At 43.2% G+C, this 19,566-nt stretch carries 21 protein-coding genes, 3 tRNA genes and 1 other annotated feature; all 24 genes read right to left on the bottom strand.

Annotated elements, in window-relative coordinates; genetic code table 11:
• Positions 1-164: 164 nt before the first annotated feature.
• Positions 165-1,253 carry a carbamoyl phosphate synthase small subunit gene (locus tag BU200_RS02520; RefSeq protein ID WP_075098665.1) on the bottom strand — a complete coding sequence of 363 codons (1,089 nt, stop codon included), beginning with the start codon at positions 1,251-1,253 and terminating at the stop codon, positions 165-167.
• 127 nt (positions 1,254-1,380) lie between these two features.
• A complete protein-coding gene (locus BU200_RS02515) occupies positions 1,381-2,307 on the bottom strand; it encodes an aspartate carbamoyltransferase catalytic subunit (protein ID WP_075098664.1) in 927 nt (308 codons plus the stop codon).
• Between the two features lie 14 nt (positions 2,308-2,321).
• The gene (pyrR, locus tag BU200_RS02510; RefSeq protein WP_075098682.1) at positions 2,322-2,852 is read right to left on the bottom strand and encodes a bifunctional pyr operon transcriptional regulator/uracil phosphoribosyltransferase PyrR; all 531 of its coding nucleotides are present in this window, start codon (positions 2,850-2,852) and stop codon (positions 2,322-2,324) included.
• A gap of 340 nt (positions 2,853-3,192) precedes the next feature.
• The gene (locus BU200_RS02505; protein WP_075098663.1) at positions 3,193-4,989 is read right to left on the bottom strand and encodes an oligopeptide ABC transporter substrate-binding protein; all 1,797 of its coding nucleotides are present in this window, start codon (positions 4,987-4,989) and stop codon (positions 3,193-3,195) included.
• Between the two features lie 297 nt (positions 4,990-5,286).
• A complete protein-coding gene (locus tag BU200_RS02500; protein ID WP_075098662.1) occupies positions 5,287-5,931 on the bottom strand; it encodes a Pr6Pr family membrane protein in 645 nt (214 codons plus the stop codon).
• Positions 5,932-6,046: 115 nt separating this feature from the next.
• Complete coding sequence (locus tag BU200_RS02495; RefSeq protein WP_075098661.1) at positions 6,047-6,382, bottom strand: zinc ribbon domain-containing protein YjdM; 336 nt, start codon at positions 6,380-6,382, stop codon at positions 6,047-6,049.
• A gap of 58 nt (positions 6,383-6,440) precedes the next feature.
• Positions 6,441-7,331, bottom strand: a complete 891-nt coding sequence (locus BU200_RS02490) for an RluA family pseudouridine synthase (protein WP_075098660.1) — start codon at positions 7,329-7,331, stop codon at positions 6,441-6,443.
• Positions 7,315-7,779: a signal peptidase II gene (lspA, locus tag BU200_RS02485; RefSeq protein WP_075098659.1), complete on the bottom strand. Its 465-nt coding sequence runs from the start codon at positions 7,777-7,779 to the stop codon at positions 7,315-7,317. Before lspA ends, BU200_RS02490 begins: the two co-directional genes overlap by 17 nt.
• A gap of 1 nt (position 7,780) precedes the next feature.
• Complete coding sequence (locus tag BU200_RS02480) at positions 7,781-8,686, bottom strand: LysR family transcriptional regulator (RefSeq protein WP_075098658.1); 906 nt, start codon at positions 8,684-8,686, stop codon at positions 7,781-7,783.
• A 247-nt stretch (positions 8,687-8,933) separates the two neighbouring features.
• Positions 8,934-9,797: a GNAT family N-acetyltransferase gene (locus BU200_RS02475; protein ID WP_075098657.1), complete on the bottom strand. Its 864-nt coding sequence runs from the start codon at positions 9,795-9,797 to the stop codon at positions 8,934-8,936.
• Between the two features lie 87 nt (positions 9,798-9,884).
• A complete protein-coding gene (rpmA, locus tag BU200_RS02470; RefSeq protein WP_067089616.1) occupies positions 9,885-10,178 on the bottom strand; it encodes a 50S ribosomal protein L27 in 294 nt (97 codons plus the stop codon).
• Positions 10,179-10,229: 51 nt separating this feature from the next.
• On the bottom strand, positions 10,230-10,544 hold the full coding sequence (gene rplU, locus BU200_RS02465; RefSeq protein ID WP_008808969.1) for a 50S ribosomal protein L21: 315 nt from the start codon (positions 10,542-10,544) through the stop codon (positions 10,230-10,232).
• A gap of 36 nt (positions 10,545-10,580) precedes the next feature.
• Positions 10,581-10,651: a sequence feature (ribosomal protein L21 leader region), on the bottom strand.
• A gap of 480 nt (positions 10,652-11,131) precedes the next feature.
• Entirely contained in the window at positions 11,132-11,596 is a 465-nt protein-coding gene (locus tag BU200_RS02460) for a hypothetical protein (RefSeq protein WP_142237014.1), read from the bottom strand.
• A gap of 22 nt (positions 11,597-11,618) precedes the next feature.
• On the bottom strand, positions 11,619-11,816 hold the full coding sequence (locus BU200_RS02455; RefSeq protein WP_075098655.1) for a hypothetical protein: 198 nt from the start codon (positions 11,814-11,816) through the stop codon (positions 11,619-11,621).
• A gap of 230 nt (positions 11,817-12,046) precedes the next feature.
• Positions 12,047-12,493 (bottom strand): VOC family protein, encoded by a 447-nt coding sequence (locus tag BU200_RS02450; RefSeq protein ID WP_075098654.1) that lies wholly within the window; start codon positions 12,491-12,493, stop codon positions 12,047-12,049.
• A gap of 192 nt (positions 12,494-12,685) precedes the next feature.
• Complete coding sequence (gene thiI / locus BU200_RS02445; RefSeq protein WP_075098653.1) at positions 12,686-13,900, bottom strand: tRNA uracil 4-sulfurtransferase ThiI; 1,215 nt, start codon at positions 13,898-13,900, stop codon at positions 12,686-12,688.
• 9 nt (positions 13,901-13,909) lie between these two features.
• Positions 13,910-15,052 carry a cysteine desulfurase family protein gene (locus BU200_RS02440; protein WP_075098652.1) on the bottom strand — a complete coding sequence of 381 codons (1,143 nt, stop codon included), beginning with the start codon at positions 15,050-15,052 and terminating at the stop codon, positions 13,910-13,912.
• Between the two features lie 205 nt (positions 15,053-15,257).
• A complete protein-coding gene (locus BU200_RS02435; protein WP_075098651.1) occupies positions 15,258-16,286 on the bottom strand; it encodes a threonine aldolase family protein in 1,029 nt (342 codons plus the stop codon).
• Between the two features lie 65 nt (positions 16,287-16,351).
• Positions 16,352-16,423: transfer RNA gene (locus BU200_RS02430), tRNA-Arg, on the bottom strand.
• 33 nt (positions 16,424-16,456) lie between these two features.
• The gene (gene rpsA, locus BU200_RS02425) at positions 16,457-17,662 is read right to left on the bottom strand and encodes a 30S ribosomal protein S1 (protein WP_075098650.1); all 1,206 of its coding nucleotides are present in this window, start codon (positions 17,660-17,662) and stop codon (positions 16,457-16,459) included.
• A gap of 123 nt (positions 17,663-17,785) precedes the next feature.
• Positions 17,786-17,857, bottom strand: a tRNA-Gln gene (locus tag BU200_RS02420).
• A 152-nt stretch (positions 17,858-18,009) separates the two neighbouring features.
• Positions 18,010-18,090: transfer RNA gene (locus tag BU200_RS02415), tRNA-Tyr, on the bottom strand.
• Positions 18,091-18,141: 51 nt separating this feature from the next.
• The gene (locus BU200_RS02410) at positions 18,142-18,375 is read right to left on the bottom strand and encodes a DUF2969 domain-containing protein (RefSeq protein ID WP_075098649.1); all 234 of its coding nucleotides are present in this window, start codon (positions 18,373-18,375) and stop codon (positions 18,142-18,144) included.
• A 57-nt stretch (positions 18,376-18,432) separates the two neighbouring features.
• On the bottom strand, positions 18,433-19,461 hold the full coding sequence (locus tag BU200_RS02405) for a branched-chain amino acid aminotransferase (RefSeq protein WP_075098648.1): 1,029 nt from the start codon (positions 19,459-19,461) through the stop codon (positions 18,433-18,435).
• Between the last annotated feature and the right edge of the window lie 105 nt (positions 19,462-19,566).

Below are 19,566 nucleotides of genomic sequence, written 5' to 3'. Positions count from 1 at the left end.
AGCGAACGCAGTCAAAATAGGAATTTTCCCGCAGAACTCTAGGTTCTAGGGGAAATTATCTTTTTGACCAAGTTCGTAGCCCGTATTCAGTTTCCCAAATACGATACCCTTTGTTTCTCCTTTCTATTCGTCAGCTCTCTGGCTGCCATTAAATACTTCTTCTCTTATTGCTTGTATGTCTCGGCTTGAAAGGCGTCGATCAACTCCATAAAATCATCAAATAGGTAGCTGGCATCATGTGGACCAGGTGCCGCGTCCGGATGGAATTGAACGGAAAAGGCTGGTTGGTAACGGTGGCGAACCCCTTCAACTGACTGGTCGTTGATTTCTTCGTGGGTAATCATCAAGCAGTCGGGCAAGTCTTCACGCGATACCGCAAATCCGTGGTTTTGAGAGGTGAAATCTACGCGACCTGTCGCAATCTCGCGCACCGCGTGGTTAAAGCCACGGTGTCCAAATTTCATCTTATAGGTACTAGCTCCATTTGCCTTGGCTAGCAACTGGTGACCCATACAGATACCGAAAATCGGGATTTTCCCTTGAATACCGCGAATCATTTCCAAAGCCTCCGGTACGTCATCTGGATCACCGGGTCCATTTGAAAGCATCACACCATCTGGGGCTAGATTTAAGATTTCCTCAGCAGTCGTATCAAATGGTACTACGGTAATATTGCAATCCCGTTTTGAAAGTTCCCGTAAGATGGAATGTTTCAGTCCGAAGTCGACCAAGACGATATTTCGTCCAATCCCTGGTGCGGGATAGGCTGTTTTAGTAGAAACTTGGGCGATATTGTTAGTTGGAAGTACCGTTGCTCGCAATTGATCAGACAAGTGCTCTACTGAATCCCCCTCGTCTGCAAGAGTTGCTCGCATGGTTCCGTGCTTGCGGATAATCTTGGTGAGGGCGCGTGTATCAATTCCTGCAATCCCAGGGATTTTCTTGGCCTTTAAAAATTCATCCAAAGTCAACTGGTTGCGCCAGTTGCTGGCACGACGTGCCCACTCACGGACTACCACACCCTTACAGGTCGGGGTAATAGACTCGTAGTCATCACGATTGACCCCATAATTTCCTACCAAAGGATAGGTAAAGGTTAGGATCTGTCCATTGTAGGATTGATCGGTAATAGACTCTTGGTAGCCCGTCATTCCCGTATTAAAGACAATCTCACCAGTCACCGCAATATCCGCTCCGAAGGCTTCCCCTTCAAAAATCGTTCCGTCTTCTAAAATTAACAATCGTTTTGCCATCATTTCCCTCCTCGTCTGCTCTCTCTTTGGAACTTGTCCATACTCTGCTAACTAGCTAATAAAGTCGCAGATAAGACTACGGTTCATCAAGCTAGGTTTTTGATTTTCGACAAGCATGAACTTTCTATCAACTGGCTCTTGCCTGTAAAACAGCTTCTAAAATAGCCATACGGACAAAGACACCATTTTGCATCTGTCGGATTATCCGTGATTGGGGAGCTTCCACCAACTCATCTGCAATTTCCACATCACGGTTGACAGGCGCCGGATGCATCAAGATAGCAGTATCTTTCATCCGAGCATAACGCTCTTGCGTCAAGCCATATAGGCGGTGATAGTCTTCCTTAGAAAAACTCTCATTGCCGTCGTGACGCTCATGCTGAACCCGCAAGAACATCAAGACATCTGCCTGCTCAACAATCTCATCCAAGGATACATGCTGACCGTAGGCATCAAACTCTTCTGCATACCACTCGCTCGGACCAGCAAAGAACAAACTTGCCCCCAAGCGTTTTAAAATGTGCATATTCGACTTGGCTACGCGTGAGTGGGTCAAATCGCCCGCAATCATAATCTTCAAACCTTCAAAGCGACCGAATTCCTCATAGATCGTCATCAAGTCCAGCAGGGATTGGCTAGGGTGTTGACCTGAACCATCTCCCCCATTGACAATAGAAGCCGTAATCGTCGGACTATCGATCAGCTCTTGGTAGTAATCCACTTCAGAGTGACGAATAACGCAAATATCCACCCCCAAGGCACTCATGGTCAAGATCGTATCATAAAGGCTCTCGCCCTTATTGACCGAGCTAGTCTTGGCATCAAAATCAATCATATTGAGCCCCAACCGTAGCTCTGCCATTTCAAATGACTTGTGGGTCCGCGTCGAATCCTCAAAGAAGAGGTTGGATACATAGGCGGTTTGAGAAATAGAAGCTGTCTCTCCTCTTTTAAAGGCTATACCCCGCTCAATCAACCCCATAACTTCTTCATTGGATAGACTTTCCATGGTCACTACATGCTGGAGTGACACTTTTTCATCGATGATTGGCATCTCAAACCTACCTCTTATTTTGCTTCATTGGCATCTAGCAACAATACAGAATCCTTACCATCTGATTCGTTCATGTGGACAATGATTTCCTCCGTCCGACTGGTCGGGATATTTTTTCCAACGTAGTCTGCCCGAATTGGCAACTCACGGTGTCCTCTGTCGACCAACACTGCTAGGCTGACCCGCGCAGGGCGTCCGAGTGAGACGATATTATCAATCGCTGCACGAATGGTTCGACCTGTATATAACACATCATCAACCAAAATTACATCGCGGTCATTGACGTCTGCGGTCATTGATGTCGTATCTTCTTCTACTTTCATATCATCTCGAAAAGGCTTGGTATCCAGTTCTCCGACCGGAACTTGGATCCCCTCCAACTGCTTTAGGCGCTCTTGGATCCGCTTAGCGATATAGACACCCCTGGTCTTAATACCCGCCAAGACAATATTCTCCAAATGTTTATTGCGCTCGATAATCTCGTAGGTAATTCGCGTAATGGCACGTTTCATGGTCATTTCATCAACTATTTCTTTGGTTTTCATCGTCATTCCTTTCTTGCCTAAAGGCACAAAAAATCTCCTTGAGACAAGGAGATTCCAGAAAATGAGGTTAGGATAGTAACGAGAGCCTTTGGAATAATGCAACTTGCCTGATGTCTTGACATGGACTCCAAGCCTTCATTATTTGCGAGGTTCACGAAATTATCACATACCTGTTTTAGCTGATACTCCTTGCCTGTTTCACGGAACAGTCCTTAAAGGATTTATTTTTTATTAGTATAGCAGAATTTTTCTGAAAAGACAAATACTAGCTTGAAAATAAAATAGGGGGGTGATAAACAGAACATAAGGACTGGCTCTTGTCCAATCCTTATCTCCTATCTTATTTCTCGGCTATTCCTGCTTCAGCAGTCAGCTCCACCTTCGTCCACTGCGCTTTAGACGCTGATCCGTATTTGGTATCAAAGTATTTGACACGCTTATTGATCGCAATCAACTTTTCAGATTCAAACAAAGGAATTGCAAAGGCTTCTTTTTCAGCATTTTCTTGCCATTTCTTGTAGTTTTCGATATTTTTCTTCTCATCAAAGGACGCTTCTGACCCAATTGCTTGAAGCAATTTGGTATTCTCGTCTGATACATACCGTGAGAAGTTAAACTTCGCTTCTGGTCCCCACAGTCCTGTCGGATTTGGATCATAGCCAGTTGACCAACCTGCGAGATAGGCATCAATGTTGGCGTCATTTGCTTCAATCGTATCATAGAAAGAATTCAACTCCATGGTACGACCCGTGTAGAGTTCAACGTTCAAGCCGACCTCTTTCCACCAGTTCTGGTATTGTTGGATAAGGGCTTCATTGGCTTCTGTACGTTTCCGAACTGCGAGGCTAATCTTGAATGGTTTTCCATTCTTATCTTCACGGATACCATCTCCGTCCACATCCTTGTATCCCGCTTCATCGAGCAAGGCTTTTGCCTTATCTGGGTCGTAAGTATAGCCTTTCAAGTCAGCATCATGTAGGTCACCAAAGAATGAGATCACAAGAGAGTTTGCTGGGTGATACAAACCATTGTAGAGTTTATCACCAGCAGTCTTGGTATCAAGCGCGTATCCCATAGCCTGACGCAATTTGACGTCATTCATTTTAGCATCAGGATTCATGACATTCTTACCTGTGTCCGCGTCATATTTCCCTAGATTGAATGACAGATACTCATAGGAAGAATCAAGGGTCCCAAGTACGGTAATGTTAGAAGCATTTTTGAAAGTATCCAATTGATCTGTTGGCATTTCCGCATAATCATAATGACCAGCTTTCATTTCTGACACAATGGTATCAGGTGAAACGATATCCATCTTCAGGCTATCCAGCTCCACTTTCCCTTTATAGTAGTATTCGTTTGGAACAAAAGTCACAGACTCACCACTGACTACTTCTTTAATCTTGAAAGCTCCCATACCGACAAACTTAGAGTTTGCACGCGCATACTCACTCTTTTCCCAGTCTGCTACTGGAATATCCTTAAAGATATGCTTTGGTGTGACATAGGACGGGACATCACCTCCCGCATACATCATAGAAGGCGACATTTCCTTAACATGTAGGACGACGGTATAGTCATCTACTTTTTCAAGACCTGAAATGCTATCTGCTTTACCTGCGGCAAATTCTTCCATTCCAATAATGTTTTTAAAGCCATCATCGAAACGCACACCTGTATAGCCTTTATCTGACATTTTTTCAATGGTAAAGATATAATCATCAATAGTAAAGGACTCCCCGTCTGACCACTTATAGTCCTTACCAGTAAGACTAACTGTTATGGTTTTAGCCTTTAAATCAAAGTCAACTTTAGCAAGACCTGAATCATCCAGTTTGCGCTCACCATCGTAACCAAACATTGCCTCATCCACCAAAACTCCAAAGGTAGAATCAACAGTCGTATTGGTCAATTCATCAATCAATAAGCCCGTTGAAGATGAAGCGGCTACAATCGCATACTTAAATTGTCCACCCTTAATCGCAGCACCGTCATTCGTTACTTCACCTGGGAAGCTCAAATTCGCTTGCTCAGCTGATGATGAACTCTTAGAACTCTTTGCGCCACAGGCTGCCAAGACGGATGCTGACAGAAGTGTAACTGCGGCTAGTGACATTATTTTACTTGTCTTTCTCATAAAATACAACCTCACATTTTTAGTATACAGCAGACAACGCTCTTCCGTGTCTGTTAGGATATTTTACCATAAAAAAGAACGGTTGTCTGTATTTTTATACATAAAAAATTCGTATTTTTTGTATATTCTAACAGAGTCATGTCAGAAAAACCTACTTCTTATGTTAGAAGTAGGCAATATTCTTTTAAATGAGTAGGCGTTTTGACCGCTTTTCATCATTTCTTGACATCTTGGATACAAGGTGGACTGGTGAGTGCTTCATCTTTCTCTCTAGTCTTTCATAGTAACTCCGAATATTTAAACAGCTTGTTCTTTTTCCAATCTATTCAATCGTGTCACCGACTTCAGCCCAAGAAGAACATAGCCTACAAGCAAATAGGCGATAAAAATCGTTGCTGCATAGAGCAAGACATAATGCCAGCCATATTTTGGTACATTTAAGAAGAAATAGGCAAAAGGACTATCCTTGGCATCAGGAATTGGCAACTGGATAAAGAGACCATTGATCAGCGCAAAGGCTAGATAGGCAACTGGCAGAGCCGTCCACCAGATAGGATCAAACCACTTGTACTGGCGCTTCTTGTCTACCAATAGGGTATCTAGCAGAAAATAGAGGGGGACGATATAGTGGCAGAGAAGATTTTCTACCCGCCAAAAATCGGTTGCAAGCGGCGCCAACATGAAATGGTAAATCACACAGGTAATCATAATTGACATGGTTACTGCTGCTTTCAAGCGCAGAAAAGACTGACGCTGCAAGTCCTTTTTCTGATACAGGGCATAGACCATGTAGGTCGAGAATAGGGCAACCAAGAGATTTGATTGCACGGTATAGTACAGCAACATCCCAAGACCGTGCTTGGCAATCTCAAGCGTGGTTCCAATAATAGCTAAAGTAGCCAACAGGCAACGCGAAAAAAACAATTTACTTTGATCCTTCAATTTATTCCTCCTAATACCCAAGAAATCAAAAATAGACTAAACGGCTATAAAATAATAAGAGGGAGCAAAAACTCATCAGGCTCCTTGCTCCCAAGTCTTATACAGATCTATCCTACTAGATTTTCTTTACAAATTCTGATTTTAATTTCATCGCACCAAAACCGTCAATCTTACAGTCGATATTGTGGTCACCTTCAACAATGCGGATGTTTTTCACGCGCGTACCTTGTTTAAGGTCTTTGGGCGCTCCTTTTACTTTCAAGTCTTTGATGAGCGTTACGGTATCACCGTCTGCCAAACGATTCCCATTGACATCAATGGCAACGACACCTTCTTCTTCAACCACTTCTGCTGGGTTCCATTCGTAGGCGCATTCTGGACAGATCAGCAATACTCCATCTTCATAGACATATTCTGATTGACATTTTGGACAATTTGGTAAAGTTTCCATGACTTCTCCTCTTCTTTTTTACTGATTTAGTATACCATGCTGACGTAAATTGAGCAAGTTAATTTTTTCTAAGTCTTTCTAATGTTTCACGGAAAATGGCTGGCACTTCTGCCGTAAAGAGTACAGCTTCCCCTGTCCGCGGATGAGTAAAGCCGAGCGTCTTAGCATGTAAAAATTGACCGTGACCTTTCAAGGTCTTACGTGGTCCGTAGACCTCATCACCAGCCACTGGATGACCGATATAGGCCATGTGAACCCGAATCTGATGGGTACGCCCTGTTTCAAGGCTTAGCTCGACCAAGCTATAATCACCGAAGCGCTCCAAGACCTGAAAACGTGTGAGAGCTTCCTTTCCCTTAGCCGTTACCGCCTGCTTCTTACGATCCTTGTCAGAGCGACCGATCGGCGCCTCAATCACCCCACGGTCATTGGGCAGGTTGCCGTGAACAATCGCGACATATTTTCGTAGGGATTTTTTAGCCTTTAATTCTTCCGCTAATCTCTGGTGAGCTTCGTCGTGTTTCGCCACCATCAATAAGCCTGATGTATCCTTATCAATCCGGTGGACGATTCCAGGTCGCATGACCCCATTGATACCAGACAAGTCTTTGACATGGTACAAAAGAGCGTTGACCAAGGTACCTGATCTATGACCTGCGGACGGATGGACGACCATACCCTGCGGTTTATTCACGACTGCCACATCTTCATCCTCGTAGACAATCTCAAGCGGAATGTCCTCTGCCACATAGTCTACTTCTTCGACTTCTGGCATCTCATATTGAATACAATCTCCAGCCTGAACGCTATATTTAGCTTTCTTTTCCTGACCATTGACGAGAACTAGACCAGCCTTTATCTGCTCATTTGCTACCGAGCGCGATAGAGGGGTTAGGTCAGCCAAGGCCTTGTCCAGACGGACACCACCTGTCTTAACTCTTACTTCCATTTTTCTCTTCTTTCATCATATAGATAAACAGGATTGCTACACCGACTGTCAAGCACATATCCGCGACATTAAAGACTGGAAAATCGATAAAATCAAGGTGAAACATATCGACGACATAGCCTAGGCGCAAGCGGTCGATAAAATTTCCAATCCCTCCTGCAATCACGAGTGACAGACTCGATAACAGCCACAAACTCCCCTTGATATGCTTGATAAAATACCAGATTGCAACGGACATCACGACTAAGGTCACAACTGTAAAGAACCACTGCTGATTCTGGAGAATCGAATAAGCTGCGCCATAATTACGCAGGTAATAGAGATTCAGCAGTTTAGGAATAAAGGTTCGTTGCTCATTCAAGGCGAGCCTTGCGACTGTCCAAGCCTTAACCCATTGATCTAGGGCAATCAAGGCTACCATTCCTAGTGGAAATCCAATCTTTCTCATACTATCCTTTCTTCTTGGCAAAATAAGCCTCCGTCACTCGGACAAAATCTTGTGCACACTGGCTCAATTCCGTGTCCTCCCGCTTGACATAGACCATACGGTTGCCCTTTCCTTCCTTGAAAGGGATTACCGTAATCCCATGCACGCTCTCGCTGTCTAGGAAGCCTGATCCCGTTGCATACGCGTCCGTCCGCTCCAAAATCCCATTTAAGGTCGCACGATCTGTCACATCAAAGGTTACTAACGAATCTGACGTATCAAAGAAATTCTCCGAGTAATAGAGATATTCATCTTTTTCTTGAGTGAACCGAACGGTCGGCAGACCTGCTAGATCTGCCAATTCAATCTCATCTTTTTGTGCCAACGGATGTTCTTTGCGAATATAGATATGTGTCTGAAAAGAAATCAAATCGACCACTTCCAAGCGTAATTTTTCCAGCTTTTGCATGATCCCCTTGGTATTGCGGTTGTTAAGATAAATAATCCCCAACTCACTATGGCCTTGCGCTACCTCATCTAAAATCTGCACCGTTGTTGATTCAAACAAACGAAACTTGGGATATTCTGGAAATTGTTGGGAAAATTCAGTGATGAGGGGCGGTAAAAAATCATAGTGCTGGCTGGAAATCGAAAACTCCGATTCCCCCTCATCATGCTGTAAATACAGATTCTCAAAATGATCAAAGCCCTTGACCAAACTTTGAGCCTTGTCATAAAATTCCATCCCCCGCCTTGTCAAGAACGTCCCTGAACTGGTACGACTAAAAATCTTAAAGCCTAGCTCTTTTTCCAAATCGCGAACAGAAATGGACAAGCTCGGCTGCGATACAAACATTTTTTCTGCCGCTTCTCGAAAGGTTCCACTATTGGCAATCGCTACGACATAGCGCAATTGTTGGATATTCATTCTGTCACTTCCTTTGTAAAATCTTTCTTATTATACCATATTCTATCTAAAAATAGAGCATTTGCCATCTTTTTGATTTTCATTGAGGATCAATATCATATAGTAAAAGTTTATCCTTGCCACCTTTCAAAACAAGAGCTTATACTCCCCAATAAAAATCAACATCTGACTAGGCAATGAAATCGCAGGTAGAACTGAAGTTCAGCAAGATGAGTTAACGACATCAGATGTTGATTTTTGACGAGTATTAGGATGTCTCTGTCAGATATAGTACCTCTGTCACATCTGTAAAGCCTAGATTACGGTAAAGAGAGGCCGCTCTTAGGTTGGACTTTTCAACGACAATTTGACACCCTTTATCAGATTGCAAAAGCAAGTCATTGATAGCATTTTTCATCAAGTACGATCCTAGTCCCTGTCCTTGATGAGCAGGTGCTACCGCTAGACCAAAAATTTGATAGTAATCGGAAGTAAAATCAATAGTGACCGATGCAATGACTTCCTTATCCTTTAGAAGCACATACAAGAAGGTTCCCTCCCCCTCAAGACTTGCGCGTGCATACTGCTCACTATTATCAAAACTCTTCTGAAAAGCTGCTGCCTGAACCTTGGCAATCGCCTCAATCATTTCCTTTTGGGCTAGCACAACGTGACAGTCATCACGTAGCGCTAGCTCATACGGCTTGGATTCCCTCCGCAACCAAAGTTCTGCATAGTCGGTTTCGACCAACTTAAAGCGAGGGAGCAACCACGGATTATGCTCGATAAAGACCCGCTCTGTTTCATAGGTGATTCCTTGCAGTTGGTAGGTTTGGGCAGTTTGAGCAAACGCTCTTATCAAAGCGCTCGCAATCCCCTGCTTCCTGACTGACGGTAATACAAAAAGAGAAACATTCACATCATCTTGCACATCTGCATAGACAGAGAGAAAGCCGAACAATCTGTTTTCTTCATAAGCAAGGAAGAGATAGGGCATACTCTTGTCAAATTGATAGGTATTTTCTAAATAGGGAGTGCTGATGGTCTTGTCTGCCTTATGGCAGGTATACAACAGATCCAGCACCTGCTGCATTTCCTCTTCTGATAAATGGGTTCTTGTCTGGATTTCCATTACACTTTTCTCCTGAATAAAAAAGAACTTACCAACAGGCAAGTTCTCAAGTAAACACTTATAAGGCTAGTAATAAGAAGTAGCTTATTATTTCGCGATAGGGTAAACAGATACTTGTTTTTTATCGCGTCCTTTACGTTCAAAACGTACTACACCTTCTACTTTAGCGTAAAGTGTGTCATCTCCTCCACGGCCTACGTTAGCTCCTGGATAGATTTTTGTACCACGTTGGCGGTAAAGAATTGATCCACCTGATACAGTTTGACCGTCAGCAGCTTTAGCTCCAAGACGTTTTGCTTGAGAGTCACGACCGTTTGACGTTGAACCTCCACCTTTTTTGTGGGCGAATAATTGCAAGTTAGCAAGATTCAAGTTTAACATAATGTTATTCCTCCAATATTCTGTGATGAGTGTTGTTTCGCTAGGCTAAGATTAAGCGTTGATAGCGTTGATAACAACTTTTGTATAAGGTTGACGATGACCTTGTTTACGGTGGCTACCTTTTTTAGGTTTGTATTTGAAAGTAACAACTTTCTTTTGTTTTCCTTGTTTTTCAACAGTTCCAACAACAGTAGCACCTGCTACAAGTGGAGTTCCGACAACAGTCTTTTCACCACCAACAAGAACAACTTCGTTAAATGTAACGTCTTGCCCAGCTTCAACGTTCAATTTTTCAACGTAGATTGCTTGACCAACTTCAACTTTAACTTGTTTTCCGCCAGTTTTAATGATTGCGTATGTGCTCATTATGCACCTCCTATGATAGTATGGGATTTCTCCCGATTTTTTGTGAAGACTCGCCTAGCATCGTGGGACAAACCTCTTAAACGATGATCGAGCGGTTGCACAGGCTGTGCATAGTCAACGTTTCTATTCTATCACTCTTATCCACATTTGACAAGTATTTACTATTAAAACAGAACAAAGGCAGGGAAAATTTCTCCTCCCCCTCTTGTCACTTAAAACCTTTTTTATACTAAAACTAAGATAGGAGGGTCTAAAAAAACTCGGCTATAAATTAAGTATCTTCAGCTAGCATTTAGTTAATCGCAGACCACACAAAAATCCCTTTGCGTTTGTAGGATCTCGCAAAGGGATTTTCCCTTGTCTATGTATAGGCATAAAGTATTTCTTTTGCACTACTATGTATCATATATTAGATAAACCTATCAAGAATAGAAAAAGTACCAACCACTCTGATTATTTGTTACTCCAAAGAGATAATGATCCAGCATATTCGACAGATACTGTTACATAACACTAAACCATCAACACCCTCGTAACCTAAGCCTATTTAATATATAATTCCCTTTTTATATTATGCTATCTCCTATTTATAAATGACCAGGAATATATCTAAAATCAGACACCTCTGTCTCTGAAAAAGAAAGAATATGCTTGTACAATGAAGTCAACCAAGTTTCATGATTGCAAAAATCACTCGGATTTAAGCCAATCAATTCGTTTTCCCAAATAACAGCATGATCCGTTTGGTACCTATGTTCAACGAGATTCTCTGCCATATAATTAAATTCTTGAATAATTTCCAAACCTTTTTTACTTTCTGAAACTTTTTGAAGGTTAAATTGCGGAAACAATGTCAATCTTATCAAGTTATAACCGCAATTATCCTGTTGAAAGTCCTCATCAGTTTTATAAATTTCGGGGTATAGATGAGAAAAATCTTTATGTAAATCTGCTTTTCTAAAAACATCTTCAACTAGAACATATACACGCAAATTATTCTTTTTATTTTGTAAACTAACAATTAGTTGATGATCTAAAATCAGTTCTAACATCACGGTATACATGTACATCCCCTCATACCAGAGCCAAAAATCCAGGGAGAAATGCTGGGGCAAGATATGCTACTCCAACTAAGGCTACAACAATACCTGCTGCAACAACTAAGTCCTTATTAATGTTTAAGTTTAGTCCTCTGCGATTAATTTCTGTTTTAGCTTCCCTAAATTTTTGAATATCCTTTTTTCCTTTTTGATAATCAGGAGAATTTCTCACTTTATCTTTTATTTTTTCGGAACACTATCTAACATTTTTCCACGGCTAGGGTTTTCATATTCATCCCCGCTATTATAGACATATTCGCGAGTTTTACTACCTAGAGCTGGTTTGTCAACACGACACTCCATCCCTTACCTAAATCATGTGTCCAACCATATCTAAAGGAAAAACATAAAAACAAATGTTCAGCGTCAAGAATATGGATTCTTGAATATGTCCCTTTTTCACTATTCTTGTTCTCCATAGTATTCTTGACCATATCCCTCAACTTCTGCATTGATTTGCCAAGAAATTCCAAATTTATCTGTTACATTACCGTAGGCTGGCGACCAAGGAACTGCTTGAAGTTCCATAGTGATGGCTTTTGCCTCCACAGATAGCTTGCTGTATAATTCCTGTGCTGTTTCATCATCATCAGTGATCAGAGCAACCGTAAGGTTATCACCAATTGTATAAGGCATGTCAGGATGATTGTCTGAAAGCATAAAACGCTGACCATTCAAGCGAAATTGTGCATTCATTACATAGTTCTCCAATTCTACCGGACAATCTGGTACAAAGTCTTTGAACAAATTTACCTGCTCAACCGTTGCGCCAAGGGCATCCTGATAAAATTCAATTGCCTCCAAACCATTACCCTTGGTAATCAAATATACTTCCATTGCTTTCAGCATGAGGAACCTCCAAAATCGTGATAAGCTATTATACCATTAGGAGGGGATACTGGCAAAGAAAGAAACCGGGAGTGGCGTCTTGCTAAAAGATACCATAGTAGGCGCAGTCAGGTGGGATTTAGACAGCAGTATGATAAGGTTGATAACAACAGCGCAAGCGCCACTAGGACATGTTCTTAGTCGATTGGTGACCTACAATAAATCGGAGATCCATTCATCCACTTCGTCTTGTTCTGCCTGTGGGGTGATTTCTGTCACCATGATACCACTGACAGCTCGCTTGACCAGTCCTTCTACATCTAAGCGGCTTTCATACTGCTCGACATTTTTAATCTTCGGATTGGTTTTGGGACGGTCGGGCGCAAAAATCGTACAGCAATCTTCAAAGGGCTGAATAGAAATTTCAAAAGTATCAATTTTCTCAGCAATGTCAATGATTTCTAGCTTGTCCATAGTGACAACGGGACGGATAACAGGGGTGTTGGTTACTGCGTTAATAGCCTGCATGCTTTCCAAGGTCTGACTCGCTACCTGCCCCAAACTTTCACCGTTGATAATCACCAGTCCCCCACGTTCCTTGCGAATGCGATCGGTAATCCGCATCATGAAGCGGCGCGTCAGGGTCATGAGATAGGCTTCGGGTGCTTTGGCCTTGATTTCCTCTTGAATTTCGGTAAAAGGAACCTCGATAAACTGAATATTGCCACCGAACTTGGTTAATTTACGGGTTAGATCCTGAGCTTTTTTAAGGGCACCAGGACTGGTGTAAGGAGGGCTAGCAAAATGCACTGCTTCAATATCCACACCACGTTTCAAAGCTAAATAGCCCGCCACTGGTGAATCGATACCACCAGAGAGCATAAGCATCCCCTTGCCAGAAGTCCCAACAGGAAGTCCTCCTGCCCCACGAATGGTTTCGTAAGAGATATAGGCTGCCTCTTTCCGAATTTCCACCCGCAAGTCAATATCGGGTGCCTTCATCTTGACCTGAACTGTTGGAATAGCCTCAAAAACAGCATTGCCCAAGGTTTGATTGAGTTCACGGCTATCCAGCTCAAAATCATGATCGCTTCGCTTACTGGATACCTTAAAGGTCATACCTTCTTGATAGATGTCCAGCATGATTGCTTGGACTGCCGCAATCAAGGCTGGAACAGATTTCTCAATCTTATAGGAGGGAGAAAAATTTTGAATCCCAAAAATCTGCTTGAGGCTTTCAGCTACGGGCTTATAGTCCGTCCCATGGAGATAGACATGGGCGCGATCGCGGTCTGCCATGACTTTTACTGCAGGATAAATGGACAAGACATCTTGGATATTCGTCCGGAGTTTAGTGATAAATCGCATCCGGTTCTTACCCTTGGTGGACAATTCACCATAACGAATCATAATTTCTGAATACTGCATATCTTCTTTCTATCTTACTTTCTTCGTTTGTTCATAGATGAGCTTAAAGGTTGTGAGTGCCTGCTCGATTTGCCCCATATCATTTTCCAAGTCCAAACTCATGCGAATAGCGCTAGTCGCTAATTGAGGCTGAACTCCCATGGATAAGAGCGTCCCAGCTGGCTTTCCTGCCTTGGATGAGCAGGCCGATGTCGTTGAGACGTAAATATCGTACTCCTCAAAGGCGTGTAGCAAGACCTCACCTCGGACACCTTTTAGACCAAAGGTCAGAATATGGGGCGCAAATTGGTCTTGACCTGAAAAAATAGTGATGTCCTTATAGGCACTTAATCCTTGGATCAAGACCTGCTTCATCTGACTGGTTTTCTTGATAAAATCTGTCTGGCGCTCCATCGCCATGCGAAGAGCCTTAGCCGTTGCTGCAATCCCTGCCAGATTTTCAGTCGTTGAACGCTTGTCTGCTTCCTGACCGCCTCCTCCCAAAAGTGGCGTGATCTTCTTACCGCTTTTGATATAGGTAAACCCGACACCTCGAACACCATGGAATTTGTGACTGGAAAAGGTTGCAAAATCAACACGGTCTGTCAGATAGTCGGCTGTGGAGATCTTAGTTAGTGCCTGAACGCCGTCCACATGGAAAGAAATAGTGGGTCTATCTTTCAACAAATCGGAAATGGCATGGATAGGCTGAATGGCGCCAATCTCATTATTGACTGCCATAACCGATACCAAGGTCGTATCTGGTCGTAACAAAGCTGCTAATTGCTCAACATCAATAAAGCCCTGCCGATCAACCGGTGCAAAATCGACATCAAACCCCTGTGTCGCAAGCCAGAGCGCTGATTCTTTAACTGCCGGATGTTCAATATCCGAGACAATAATATGCTGACCAAATTGTAGTTTCTCAAAGGCAACTCCCTTGATGACCCAGTTATCTCCTTCAGTCCCACCAGAGGTGAAAAAAATCTCCTGTGGTAGAACACCTAGAAGATCTGCAATTTGCGCCCTAGAAGCCTGCAAGATGCGACTTGCCTGACTACCAAGACGATGCAGACTTGACGGATTCCCCCAAATCTTGGTCGCTACTTCGGTATAGGTGGCAACTACCTCAGGATACGGACGGGTCGTTGCCGCATTATCTAAATAAATCATTTTCTATCCTCTTTTATAGTCTTCAAACATCAAAATGACACGTGATCAAGCCTTCTTCAAGCTAAGCACCTAAAAAGGAAATCTAGTCATTCCCGTTTAAACTGCTTACAGATACAGCTCCTTTATTCGCTTATTTTCCATTATATCAAATTTTAGGAGGGAGGGTTGGAAAAATATTGGTACAACAGAGCTTCTATTCTCTCGATTACAAGAATTGAGCCAGAGCATTGATGTCTTCTTGACTGGTTGACCAGCTGGTTGCTAGACGGATAATCGTATAGGTCTCATCGTACTTGTCCCAAAGTCCATAGCAGACACCCGCCTGATCCAGCTTTTCTAACTCCCCATCTGTGACCAATAAAAACTGTTGGTTCGTAGGGGATTTGAGATAGAAGCGATAACCTTTTTCTTCTAGCAATGCGACTAGCTGCTCTGCCATTTCAATCGCATGCGCTCCTAGCCGCAGGTACAAATCATCTGTAAAGAAACAATCAAATTGGATGCCCGTCAGACGCCCCTTAGCCAAGAGGGCGCCGTGTTGTTTCACAATGGTCATAAAATGCTTGGGTTGATTGGACTTGGTAAAGACAACTGCTTCTCCCATGAGCGCTCCCATCTTGGTTCCACCGATATAAAAGACATCTACCAATTCCGCAATCGCGGGTAAATCAAGATCTGTCGTCCGAGCAGCCAGAGCATATCCCAGACGCGCACCATCTAAGAAGAGGGGAATCTGATAGTCCTTGCAAACTCTTGCTAAATCAGACAACTCCTGCTTGCTATAAAGGGTTCCGTATTCTGTTGGGTGGGAGATGTATACCATGCCTGGAAAGACCATGTGCTCATGAGTAGCATCTGCATAGAAAGTCTCCAAGAAGTGACGGACAGCACTGGCCTCTAGTTTCCCCTCCTTGTGTGGTAAGGTCAAGACCTTGTGACCAGAATACTCAATAGCACCTGCCTCATGTACAGCAATGTGACCTGTATCCGCAGCGATCACTCCCTCATAGGAAGCCAGCATGGCAGCAATCACCACTTGATTGGTTTGAGTACCTCCTGTCAAAAAGCTAACCTCTGCTTGTGGACAGGAGATAGCTCGGCGAATTTCCTCAACGGCACGACGGCTATATTCATCTGTACCATAGCCAGGTAAGCCTATGTTGTTACTTACTACTAGAGCCTCTAGTATCGCTGGGTGCGCACCCTTGTTATAGTCATTTTCAAAATGTAGCATACTTCGCCTTTTCCTCCTACATAAGCCAAAAAGCCTTGAGTTCCAAGGCTTTCCATGTTCAATCATCCGTCCTGAGGGAATCGAACCCCCATCTCAAGAACCGGAATCTTACGTGATATCCATTACACTAAGGACGGCAAGAGAAAGACTTGCGCAGGGCAAGCCATCTATTACAATTCAATGTCGCCGAAAAGGTCAGCCATTGAGAATCCAGTTTGAGTTTCTGGAAGTTCAAAATCACGTTTTTCTTGACGTTTTGGACGACGTGGACGTGAATCACGTTTTTCAGCTTTCGCTTCGCCTTCAGCTTGAGCTGGACGCTCTTCCAAGGCTTTGATTGAAAGGGATACACGCTCATCTGCTGCATTTACTTCAAGAACTTTAACTGTTACATCTTGACCAACTGTAAGTGCATCTTTTGGATTTTCAACACGTTTGTGTGAAATTTGTGAGATGTGTACAAGTCCGTCAATCCCTGGCAATACTTCTACGAAAGCACCGAAGTCAGTCAAGCGTTTTACCTTACCTTCAATGACATCACCAGCAGCTAATTTTTGCTCAACGCCATCCCATGGTCCAGGGGTAGTCGCTTTCAATGAAAGGGATACGCGACCTTCTTCTTCATCAAGCGCAAGTACTTTTACTTCCACTTCTTCACCAACTGTTACGACTGATTTAGGTGATACGTTGCGTTCATGTGACAATTCTGTCAAGTGAACAAGTCCATCTACACCACCGAGGTCGATGAAAGCACCAAAACTTGTGATACGCGCAACTTTACCTGTTACATTTTCACCAACAGTCAATTTGCTAAATACTTCCTGACGCGCAGCTGCTGCTACTTCTTCTACCACATCACGACGTGACAAGATGAAGCGGTTTTCTGCTGGATCAACTTCTTTGATTTTCGCATCAAATTCTTGACCTACAAAACGTTCAGTGTTACGAGTGAAGCGAGTATCGATCATTGAAGCTGGGATGAATCCACGTAAACCTTCAAATTCAACTGAAAGTCCACCTTTTACTGCGCGAGTTGCTTTAACAGTAACGACTTCACCTTCACGTCCAACAAGTTTGTCCCATGCTTTGCGTGCTTCTAAACGTTTTTTAGATACAAGATAGGTAACAGTGTCTGTATCTTTACCAACTACTTGGCGAAGTACAAGCAATTCAAGCGATTCACCAACTTTTACAAGTTCGTTGATGTCAGCTTCACGGTCGTTTGTCAACTCACGAAGAGTGAGGACACCTTCAACACCAGTTCCAGCGATAGCTACATTAGCTTGACCAGCATCAACTGTCAATACTTCTGCAGTTACCACATCACCAGGTGCAACTTCATTTACACTGTTCAACAAATCTTCAAATTCGTTCATTATAAAAAAACCTCCGACAATCAAGTCTTTCGACTCAACATAAAATATATTTTATTTAAGGCACACGCAAGGACTAACAAAAGAGCATCTTTGACGAATTAGGGAACCTTCCTAATACCTTGACTGGGGTAGCTGGATTCGAACCAACGCATGAGGGAGTCAAAGTCCCTTGCCTTACCGCTTGGCTATACCCCAATATTGATAGGATAAAGTCCTTATCCAAAGCCTCGGTTGAAAGGCATTGGGTATGAACTTCATTGGAAAACAGACAGACTTCCTTGAGTGTAGACACTTTACACCAGTCACCTTTTTCCTAAGGATTTAAAATCCTTTCTATCTCTAGGATATGGAGAGAGAGGGATTCGAACCCCCGAACCCGAAGGAGCGGATTTACAGTCCGCCGCGTTTAGCCTCTTCGCTATCTCTCCTCAGCACTAACAGTCACTATTCTAGCATAAAAAAGTGACTATTACAAGAGGTTAATGGTGCAAATTGTAATTTTCAATAACATTTCCGACAGCTTTTTCGAGCTTTTTATAAAAACTCTCTGCATTTCCATTTTTTACGACAGCAAAATGATGCTCTGCCAGTTCTGCAATCTCACCGATAACCTTTTTACCAATGGTTAATGTATAACCAGGAAACTGCTCTCCCTTGACTTGTACCTTGCTTTCTTCTAGTTGGATTTCAATTTTTTTATCTTTCTTACTCATAGCAAACCTCACTTCCTCCATTCTACACGAAAAAAATAGAGCTTGCAAGTCCAAGCCCTAGTTTTCATCTACTTTTACAATCCAGCCTTCTGGCGCTTCAAGATCACCAAATTGGATCCCCGTCAATTCGTCATACAAGCGGCGCGTAATCGGTCCAACTTCTGTCTCACTGTAAAATACATGGAAATCCTCACCGTGCTGTACGCCACCAATTGGAGAAATGACAGCCGCAGTTCCACAGGCACCTGCTTCAACAAATTCTGGCAATTCATCCACCAGTACCTCCCGTTCAACAGCTTTCAGTCCCAAACGGTGTTCCGCTAAGTATAGCAAGGAATACTTGGTAATAGAAGGCAAAATAGAAGGGCTGATCGGCGTGACAAATTCCTTATTTTTCGTAATACCAAAGAAATTAGCAGAACCTACTTCTTCGATCTTGGTGTGGGTTGCAGGATCAAGATAAATCACATCAGAAAAACCTTTTTTCTTGGCATATTGACCTGGCAAGAGCGAAGCGGCATAGTTTCCACCGACCTTGGCTGCCCCGGTTCCATGAGGCGCTGCACGGTCATACTTGTCTTGAATGAGGAAATTGGTCGGAGCAAGTCCTCCCTTGAAATAATTGCCAACCGGCATTGCAAAGACTGTAAAAATATACTCCTCTGCGGGCTTGACCCCGATAATATCACCGACCCCAATCAAGAGCGGTCGCAGATAGAGGGTTCCTCCTGTTCCATAAGGGGGAACGTAGTCGCGATTAACACGCGCCACGGCTTTACAGGCTTCAACAAACATCTCTGTCGGTACCCGTGGCATCAAGAGGCGGTCAGCAGTCCGTTGCAGGCGCTCAGCATTTTGATCAGGACGAAAGAGTTGGATAGACCCATCCTTAGTCCGATAGGCTTTCAACCCCTCAAAGGCTTGCTGGCCATAGTGGAGGGCTGGCGAGGATTCGGACAGATGGAGGGTCGCATCCTCTGTCAAACTGCCCTCACTCCATTTTCCATCTGTATAGGTCGCTACGTAACGATAGGGTAGTTTCATATAGGAAAACCCTAGATTTTCCCAGTCAAGTGATACGGTCATAGACTTCTCCTTTTAAACGATGTGCTTACTATTGTACACCATTTTTCGATATTTTCAAGTATTATTTTTCAATTTTCAGACAATTTAATGGAAAGAAAAACCAGC

It is taken from the genome of Streptococcus acidominimus (assembly GCF_001921825.1).
GTDB classification, from domain to species: Bacteria; Bacillota; Bacilli; order Lactobacillales; family Streptococcaceae; genus Streptococcus; species Streptococcus acidominimus.
The sequence above is the reverse complement of the archived record's forward strand: the minus strand, read 5'-3'. Positions and strand labels throughout refer to the sequence as shown.

Excerpts from the sequence above, each read along its gene's own strand:
- BU200_RS02520 (WP_075098665.1), bottom strand. The coding sequence starts at position 1,253 with ATGGCAAAACGATTGTTAATTTTAGAAGACGGAACGATTTTTGAAGGG.
- BU200_RS02515 (WP_075098664.1), bottom strand. The coding sequence starts at position 2,307 with ATGCCAATCATCGATGAAAAAGTGTCACTCCAGCATGTAGTGACCATG.
- pyrR (WP_075098682.1), bottom strand. The coding sequence starts at position 2,852 with ATGAAAACCAAAGAAATAGTTGATGAAATGACCATGAAACGTGCCATT.
- BU200_RS02505 (WP_075098663.1), bottom strand. The coding sequence starts at position 4,989 with ATGAGAAAGACAAGTAAAATAATGTCACTAGCCGCAGTTACACTTCTG.
- BU200_RS02495 (WP_075098661.1), bottom strand. The coding sequence starts at position 6,382 with ATGGAAACTTTACCAAATTGTCCAAAATGTCAATCAGAATATGTCTAT.
- BU200_RS02490 (WP_075098660.1), bottom strand. The coding sequence starts at position 7,331 with ATGGAAGTAAGAGTTAAGACAGGTGGTGTCCGTCTGGACAAGGCCTTG.
- lspA (WP_075098659.1), bottom strand. The coding sequence starts at position 7,779 with ATGAGAAAGATTGGATTTCCACTAGGAATGGTAGCCTTGATTGCCCTA.
- BU200_RS02480 (WP_075098658.1), bottom strand. The coding sequence starts at position 8,686 with ATGAATATCCAACAATTGCGCTATGTCGTAGCGATTGCCAATAGTGGA.
- BU200_RS02475 (WP_075098657.1), bottom strand. The coding sequence starts at position 9,797 with ATGGAAATCCAGACAAGAACCCATTTATCAGAAGAGGAAATGCAGCAG.
- rpmA (WP_067089616.1), bottom strand. The coding sequence starts at position 10,178 with ATGTTAAACTTGAATCTTGCTAACTTGCAATTATTCGCCCACAAAAAA.
- rplU (WP_008808969.1), bottom strand. The coding sequence starts at position 10,544 with ATGAGCACATACGCAATCATTAAAACTGGCGGAAAACAAGTTAAAGTT.
- BU200_RS02460 (WP_142237014.1), bottom strand. The coding sequence starts at position 11,596 with ATGTTAGAACTGATTTTAGATCATCAACTAATTGTTAGTTTACAAAAT.
- BU200_RS02450 (WP_075098654.1), bottom strand. The coding sequence starts at position 12,493 with ATGCTGAAAGCAATGGAAGTATATTTGATTACCAAGGGTAATGGTTTG.
- thiI (WP_075098653.1), bottom strand. The coding sequence starts at position 13,900 with ATGCAGTATTCAGAAATTATGATTCGTTATGGTGAATTGTCCACCAAG.
- BU200_RS02440 (WP_075098652.1), bottom strand. The coding sequence starts at position 15,052 with ATGATTTATTTAGATAATGCGGCAACGACCCGTCCGTATCCTGAGGTA.
- BU200_RS02435 (WP_075098651.1), bottom strand. The coding sequence starts at position 16,286 with ATGCTACATTTTGAAAATGACTATAACAAGGGTGCGCACCCAGCGATA.
- rpsA (WP_075098650.1), bottom strand. The coding sequence starts at position 17,662 with ATGAACGAATTTGAAGATTTGTTGAACAGTGTAAATGAAGTTGCACCT.
- BU200_RS02410 (WP_075098649.1), bottom strand. The coding sequence starts at position 18,375 with ATGAGTAAGAAAGATAAAAAAATTGAAATCCAACTAGAAGAAAGCAAG.
- BU200_RS02405 (WP_075098648.1), bottom strand. The coding sequence starts at position 19,461 with ATGACCGTATCACTTGACTGGGAAAATCTAGGGTTTTCCTATATGAAA.